Origin of the sequence: Paenibacillus sp. SSG-1, assembly GCF_002224835.1 — a bacterium.
GTDB classification, from domain to species: domain Bacteria; phylum Bacillota; class Bacilli; order Paenibacillales; family Paenibacillaceae; genus Paenibacillus_AQ; species Paenibacillus_AQ favisporus.
Genome location: NZ_MBRK01000001.1, coordinates 1,809,274 through 1,816,439 on the forward strand (window position 1 = coordinate 1,809,274; position 7,166 = coordinate 1,816,439).

Annotated in this window: 6 protein-coding genes; 5 read left to right on the forward strand and 1 reads right to left on the reverse strand. The window is 55.6% G+C overall.

The annotated features are described in order from the left end of the window. Nucleotides 1-34 precede the first annotated feature (34 nt). Together BCV73_RS08445 and BCV73_RS08450 are read left to right on the forward strand one after the other, a co-directional pair. Nucleotides 35-2,140: a galactose-binding domain-containing protein gene (locus tag BCV73_RS08445; RefSeq protein ID WP_089550159.1), complete on the forward strand. Its 2,106-nt coding sequence runs from the start codon at nucleotides 35-37 to the stop codon at nucleotides 2,138-2,140. A gap of 194 nt (nucleotides 2,141-2,334) precedes the next feature. Beyond that, nucleotides 2,335-2,748 carry a rhodanese-like domain-containing protein gene (locus BCV73_RS08450; protein ID WP_076167422.1) on the forward strand — a complete coding sequence of 138 codons (414 nt, stop codon included), beginning with the start codon at nucleotides 2,335-2,337 and terminating at the stop codon, nucleotides 2,746-2,748. Between the two features lie 129 nt (nucleotides 2,749-2,877). Here BCV73_RS08450 and BCV73_RS08455 read toward each other — a convergent pair whose 3' ends face one another. Then, entirely contained in the window at nucleotides 2,878-3,492 is a 615-nt protein-coding gene (locus tag BCV73_RS08455) for a flavin reductase family protein (RefSeq protein ID WP_089546745.1), read from the reverse strand. Nucleotides 3,493-3,588: 96 nt separating this feature from the next. Between BCV73_RS08455 and BCV73_RS08460 the strand changes: the two genes are divergently transcribed. The 3 genes from BCV73_RS08460 to BCV73_RS08470 form a co-directional block, all read left to right on the forward strand. Then, a complete protein-coding gene (locus BCV73_RS08460) occupies nucleotides 3,589-4,278 on the forward strand; it encodes an ArsR/SmtB family transcription factor (protein ID WP_076167418.1) in 690 nt (229 codons plus the stop codon). A gap of 301 nt (nucleotides 4,279-4,579) precedes the next feature. Next, entirely contained in the window at nucleotides 4,580-5,767 is a 1,188-nt protein-coding gene (locus BCV73_RS08465) for a glycoside hydrolase family 88 protein (protein ID WP_089546746.1), read from the forward strand. A 15-nt stretch (nucleotides 5,768-5,782) separates the two neighbouring features. After that, nucleotides 5,783-7,166 (forward strand): alpha-L-fucosidase (locus BCV73_RS08470; RefSeq protein WP_256992781.1); only part of this gene is annotated, 1,384 nt, incomplete at its 3' end.

The window sequence follows — 7,166 nt, forward strand, 5'->3', positions numbered from 1 at the left end:
CGGACAAATGAAGGAGGCGATTTCGGTGGCTAAGATGAAAAAATGGTCTTACGCTTTGTCGGTGATCACGCTGGTTGTTTCGCTATGGATGAGTGGGACGAATGTTCAGGCGGAAGCATTCGTGGAGAGGGTCGCTGCCGAGTCAGTGCCAGCCACGATCTATAAATATGCTCCATCTGAGCGTTATGCCGCATCGGCCAACTATACGCTCAAAGCCAACGGGGTGGAGATTCCCGTGGTCAAGGGATTCAGTGATTATGATTATGCCCATTTCTCCTTGTCCAAAGGTCCGGTTACGTACGAGCTTACCATTCTGAACACGGACAAAGTATATGAATACTCGATCAGTCCGAAGAAACTCGGCATTACGGCGGATAAAATTGTCGGAACAACGCTGACCTTCACAGCACCCTCCGATGAGTACCTGATTGTTATGATGAACAGCCGGGCTACCCGGCTGGTGATCGCAGCCGATCCGGCGGAAACCGATGTGCCGGCTAAGGAAGGCCAAGGGATCTTCAATATTACGGAAGCCCCTTACGATGTTGATACAAACGGACAAAATACAGGCGTTGCGGAGAGAACGGCCGCCATTCAGCAGGCGATTGACGATGCAGGCGCCTATGGGACCGATAAGGGAGGCGGGGTTCAGGGTATTGTTTACGTGCCCGCCGGAACGTACTATATCGGCAATCTTACGCTTAAGAGCAATACGGCACTGTACATGGAACCTGGCGCTACGTTCGTCGGTACGGGCAAGACCGCAGATTATGCCGAGCACTGGTTTAAGGATTCGATGGGCCGGCCAGCAACCTGGTGGATTTCAACAGCCTTCCATTCCACCAACATCCGGATTTACGGCCGCGGTACGATCGACGGTAACGGGCAGGCTCTCCATGACGATAAGAGCACAAACGGCACCGGAATGATCAATAACCTGGTCGTTCCGATCGCAACGTCCCATTTTTCGATGGACGGGATACTCATTCGGGAGTCGTCCGCCTGGGCGGTGGTACCGGTTCGTTCCAACGATCTGAGGTTTACCAATTTAAAAATGTTGAACAGCCTGAATATGGGAGAAAACGACGGCATTGACGTGACGGAGTCGCAAAACGTCGTGGTGCGCCATTCCATCGGCATCTCGTTGGATGACCCTTACTCCACAAAAGCTTGGGCGGAAGATACGGATATTGCCTCGGGCAAGGTACCATGGCCGGGCCAACCCGAGCCTGTTGAGAATGTCTTAATCGAGGATGCCGTTGCTTGGACGAAATGCTACGGATTCAAGATCGGCCAGGGCGTTCTTCAGGACCAGCGGAACATTACTTTCCGGGACGGTGTCGTCTACAAGGCGGCCGTGGGCTTTGCCATTCACCATAAATACGGTACCGGAACAGTCCAGAACGTCAAGTTCGAACGGATGGACGTCGAGGATATCAGCGGCAAAAATGAGGACAACAGCGCATGGATGACGATGTTTACTGTTAACGGAGGAAACCTTGGCGTTGGGCCGGTTAGCGGCGTCACAGTGAAGGATATTACGGTACGCGACGCGGGAGAAAGCTTCGCCAAAATCAACGGGCAGGATGGAGCCATGATTACCGGCTTGCTGTTCGAGAACGTGTATATGCCGGGAAGCAGCACGCCCGCTGCCACACTTCAAGAGATGAACTTTCTGAGCAAAGATTATTATAGCGATGTGACGATTTTGCCGGTACAGCATGAGGAACCGCTTCCCCGAACGAATCTGGCCCTGGGACGGCCGGCTGTCGGATCATCGAACGATGGAACGGTAGACACCGCCCCCTATGCAACCGACGGTGACATGTCCACAAGATTTGGAACCAAGCGCGGGGTCGATCCGGGTTGGATCTACGTGGATTTGGGGGAGCGTAAACCGATCAATGAAGTGAGACTGTATTGGGAAGCGGCCTATGGGAAGAGCTATAAAATTCAAGTGACCGACGATCCGTCCTCCGAAGCAAATTGGAGAGACGTTTACACTACGACCGAAGGAAAGGGAGGTCTTGAAACTATCACTTTCGAGGAGACGAACTCCCGATACGTCAGGATGTATGGCGTGGAAAGAGCAACGCAGTACGGTTATTCCATTTGGGAATTTGAAATATACGGACCATAAATAGTCTGGGTTCAGGTCACATCCGCATTGACAATTTCCTTCCCGGGGTTATAATCAAATTTGTTAATGACTTATAGAAAATGTTAATGGATGCTTGTCCGATTATCGCCTTTTTGCTGTATGGCAGCACTATGCTGCTGTGAAGCGGCTAAGGACATGATCCCTCGCTACAATATAACCAGGGAGGAAAGCGGATGATTTGGTTGTTGCTGGCAGCCGTTATCGTCATTGGAGTATGGCTGCTTCGGAATATCCTGCCTGTCCATGGACTTACGCCCATCCATCCCGACGATTTGAAGGTCATCGCCAGGGATCAGGAAGACATCAAAATGCTGGACGTGAGAGATCCGGTGGATTATTTGCGGGAGCATGAGAACGGCACGGTCAATATTTCGCTCGGCCGGCTGCCGTATCTTTGGAAAAAGGAGCTCTCCACCTCCGAGCCGGTTGTGATTCTGGGCGGCAGCAGTCGGCAGAGCAAACAGGCGGCCCGATTCTTGAAACGGGTCGGCTTCCGTCAGCTGTATATCATCAAGGATGAGCCGGGACGGAAGAACCGCCAGGGCCAGACGGGGACGGCGGTATGCTGCTCCGATTGCTGCCGCTGACAGGAAATAAGCAATAAACGCAGGCATACGTTAGAATTTCGGCCGGCAGGCCCTCAAAGACAGTGCGTCTTTGAGGGCCTTTTTTTGTTTAGAGAAACCCGGTTGAATAAACTTGGTGGCAAATAGGGCTTACGTTTCCGACCGGAAGGTTGCTCCCAGCTGATCTCCCAGACCGAAGTAGTGACGGAAATTGTAAATGAGCGGATTCCAGCGCCGCGGGTCGATATGATGATCTCCAATAAGGATGTCACCATGGGCATGGACCCGGACGGCACGGGTTTCCACGATCGCGAAGAACGGATCGTATTCCGGCACCGTCATCCGCAGAACCTGTGCTTCAATCTGGATCGGGCATTCGGATATGCGCGATGGCTGCACGGCTTCGGAATCGGCGGGGGTGAAGCCGCCTGCGGCGAACTTATCCTTTTCGTGCGTAAACCCCATGGCTTCCTTGAACTCAGGGACAACGGTTCTCCCGGTATAAGGGGCGATTCGCTCCACGTTCTCCCACAGCGGGGCGGAAGGAAGATTGATGACGCATTCCGGGTGAAGGTTCAAATTATCATAAGCTTTACTGCTCGTTGAAATGCCCAGGACGATGTTGTCCCCCAGCGCAAAGGAAGAAGAGATCGGGCTGATATTGGTTGTGTGGTCTTCGTTACGCGTGGTGATCAGGATGACAGGCATGCCGTAATATAAAATTTTCGGGGTGATGGCACGGGTTTGCGGATCTGTTGCAGTCATATGGAAAAACGCCTCCTTGTTGATATGTACTTGAACATTGTAACCGGTTCATATTACAATGTTCATCGAAATGTGGAATGCAAAGGAGGGGGCAGGATGAAGGCAGGACCGGTTGCGGCTCATCCCGCGGCCATGATCAGCGATCCATCGCGTGCGGCGATGCTGACCGCCATGATGGATGGACGGTTCCATCCGGCGAGCGAGCTGGCTTATATGGCGGGAATCACCCCGCAGACGGCGAGTTACCACTTGGCCAAGCTGGAAGAAGCGGGGATGATCGCCATGCACAAGCAGGGAAGACACCGGTATTACGGTTTGAAGAGCCATGATGTGGCCGCGGTGGTAGAGACGCTGCTATTGCTTGCGCCGCCGGTTGAGATCAAGTCGCTGAGGCAATCCGAGGAAAACCGCCACCTGCGGCGGGCGAGAACCTGTTACGATCATGTCGCTGGGGACCTCGGCATCCGCCTAAGGGACGCGATGATCGAAGCCGGCGTCATCCGTGAGGAAGCGGACGCCTTTGCTGTTACCGGGGAAGGGGGCGCCTTCTTCGAACATATGGGCATCGATGTGGAAGCGGTCCGGAAAAAGCGGCGCAGCTTCTGCAGCAAATGCCTCGATTGGAGCGAGCGCACGCCGCATTTGGCCGGCTCCTTGGGCAGCGCGATGCTTGAGCGGCTGCTCGAGCTGCGATGGCTGCGGCGCATGGAAGGAACGCGGGCGCTGCACATTACCGACGAAGGGTCCCGCGGATTGCGGGAAACTTTTCACATCGAGATCCCCTGACCCTGAACTTCAAACGATCCGTGTATTGCAGAGCTTTCACGAGCCGCCGCAGCCGGGTCGTTTTTTTCGTGCTCGGCTCGATGCCGCTGCAAGCTTGTTGACCTTGTAGACATCGGTTTCGATCCCGGCTTGAAGACCTTCCTGACGTTTTTTTCGGAGACCGACGAATTTTCATATCCTGCTGCAACCAGAAAAAACGGCAGTGTTACCACGAATAACGGCGATTGTGAAGCGTGCATGGCCTGTTTACAATTCAGTTCATGACGAACGCCAATATCAACAATCATGGAGGGTGGCAGCGATGAAGCAGGTGAAGGACGAGGACATCAAGAATTCAGGGTGGTATAAGGAGGACTCCGGGCTTACGCGGGAAAGGTGCCTGGAGGCTATGGAATTTATTCGGCGCCAGGTGGACCGGAATCTCCAGACATTTCAGGACACGTTTCCGTCGGAGGCCAGCACGAATCTGGTATACCGGCAGACCGGAAACACGGAGTGGACGCCGGCATTCTGGACCGGGATGCTGTGGCTCGCTTACGAAACGACCGGCGATGCCAAGTACCGCGCCGCCGCGGAGGGCCAGCTGGACAGCTACCGCAGGAGAGTGGAGGAACGCCGCTATACGGACACGCATGATTTAGGATTTCTCTATACGCTGTCCTGCGTGGCAGCCTACAAGCTGACCGGCAGCGAAGAGGCCAAGACGCTCGCCGTTCAGGCAGCGGATCTCCTGATGGAGCGTTACTGGGACAAGGCGGGGATCATCCAGGCTTGGGGAAATCTCCAGGATCCCAGGCAGCAGGGGAGGATCATCATTGACTGCCTCATGAATCTGCCGCTGCTGTACTGGGCATCGGACGTCACCGGTAACCCCAAATATAAGGCTGCGGCCGAGTCGCACGCCCGGAAATCGGCGGAGCATCTCATTCGGGAGGATGCATCCAGTTATCACACCTTTTATATGGATATCGCATCGGGACAGCCGAAGTACGGCTCCACCGCGCAGGGGCAGGCGGACGATTCATGCTGGTCGCGCGGACAGGCGTGGGGGATTTACGGCTTCCCGCTCTCCTACCGCTACACCGGCGATGACAGGTACCTGCAGTTGACGTCCAGGCTGGCGAATTACTTCCTGAACCGGCTTCCGCAGGACGAGGTATGCTACTGGGATCTCGTATTTACAGAAGGAGATGAAGAGCGGGACAGCTCCGCTGCGGCGATTGCGGTCTGCGGCCTGATCGAGACCGCGGCGCATCTGCCGCTGACCGACCCGCTGAAACGGCTGTACGAAAATGCCGCGCTGCGGATGTTGAAATCCCTGATCGATCATTATATGACCTGGCACGTGCCGGAGTCGAACGGCATTCTGCTGCATGCGGTATACAGCAAGCCGGGCGGAAACGGCGTCGACGAGTGCTGCATTTGGGGCGACTATTACATGTACGAGGCACTGGTTCGCGTAACCCAGGACTGGAAGCCGTATTGGTAGAAGGGGGCAACACGTATGGGAGAGCAAGAAGTGCACAAGCGAAGCGATCCGGCCACGGCATGGTGGACGGATGCGAGGTTTGGCATGTTCATCCACTGGGGACTGTACGCAGCGCTGGCTAAGGGCGAATGGGTCATGTACGCCGACAAGATCCCCGTCCGTGAGTACGAGAAGCTGGCCGGGGATTTTAATCCGCAGCAGTTTGACGCGGCAACCTGGGTACAGCTGGCCAAAGACGCAGGGATGAAATATATCGTTATCACGGCCAAGCATCATGACGGGTTTGCGATGTTCCGCTCCAAAGCCGATCCCTTCAACATCGTGGACGCGACGCCGTTTGGGCGCGATCCGATGAAGGAGCTTGCCGAGGCTTGCCGCGAGGCGGGAATCGTACTCTGCTTTTACTATTCGCATGTGATTGACTGGCACCATCCCCATTCGCTGCACAAAGAGCATAACAACACCTGGGATTACAATCTGGCGGAGAAGCACTTTCCCGAATACTGGGAAGGCAAGGCGAAGCCGCAGCTGAAGGAGCTGCTCACTTCCTACGGGCCGGTCGGCCTGCTCTGGTTTGATACGGCGGGCGGGTTATCCGAAGCGGACAGCCGTGATATCGTGGCCTTTGTGAAAGGTCTGCAGCCGGACTGCCTCATTAATTCCAGGGTGTCGCACTTCATCGGCATGGGCGATTATGTCTCCAAGGGTGATAACGAGATCGGGATGAGCGGTGAAGATCAGCGGCCGTGGGAAACGCCGATGACCTTGAACCAGTCATGGGGCTACACGGACCGGGACCAGGTTTGGAAGACGGCGGAGGCGGTGATCAAGAAGCTGGTAAACGTCATTGGCAAGGGCGGCAACCTGCTCTTGAATGTCGGTCCAACGCCGGAAGGAACGATTCCGGAGCTGTCCGCGGAGCGACTGCGGGAGGTCGGAGAATGGACGCGGCGGAACAGCGAAGCCATTTACGGCACCGAAGGCAGCCCGTTTCCGGCCGAGCTGGAATTTGGAGCCGTGACAACCCGCCCGGGACGAGTATATGTGCACGTTCATAACGACAAATGGCCTGCGGGGGGCTTGGTGATGCACGGCATCCGCGGCGAGGTATCGCGTATATACTGCCTGGCCGATCCGGAGAAAAAAGAACTGGCGTTCAGGCAATCGGTTGACGAGGGGCTCGATCTGCATGTCCTCAAAGTGGAGCTTCCAACCGAACCGGCTGACGAGCATGTGACGGTTATTGCCCTGGAAATGGCCGAAGAGCCTGATTTCGACCGGACGTTAACGCAGCTTGACGGCGGCCGGCTGCAGCTGGATGTCCCCCAAGCCAGCGTAACCCTTGTCAGGGAGGAAGACGAGGCAGAGGGGATTTCGGCGCTGCGGCAGGGGGAGGGGA

What these genes read in the sequence shown, in the direction of transcription:
- BCV73_RS08455 (WP_089546745.1), bottom strand. Translation starts at nt 3,492, where the DNA reads ATGACTGCAACAGATCCGCAAACCCGTGCCATCACCCCGAAAATTTTA.
- BCV73_RS08460 (WP_076167418.1), top strand. Translation starts at nt 3,589, where the DNA reads ATGAAGGCAGGACCGGTTGCGGCTCATCCCGCGGCCATGATCAGCGAT.
- BCV73_RS08450 (WP_076167422.1), top strand. Translation starts at nt 2,335, where the DNA reads ATGATTTGGTTGTTGCTGGCAGCCGTTATCGTCATTGGAGTATGGCTG.
- BCV73_RS08445 (WP_089550159.1), top strand. Translation starts at nt 35, where the DNA reads ATGAAAAAATGGTCTTACGCTTTGTCGGTGATCACGCTGGTTGTTTCG.
- BCV73_RS08465 (WP_089546746.1), top strand. Translation starts at nt 4,580, where the DNA reads ATGAAGCAGGTGAAGGACGAGGACATCAAGAATTCAGGGTGGTATAAG.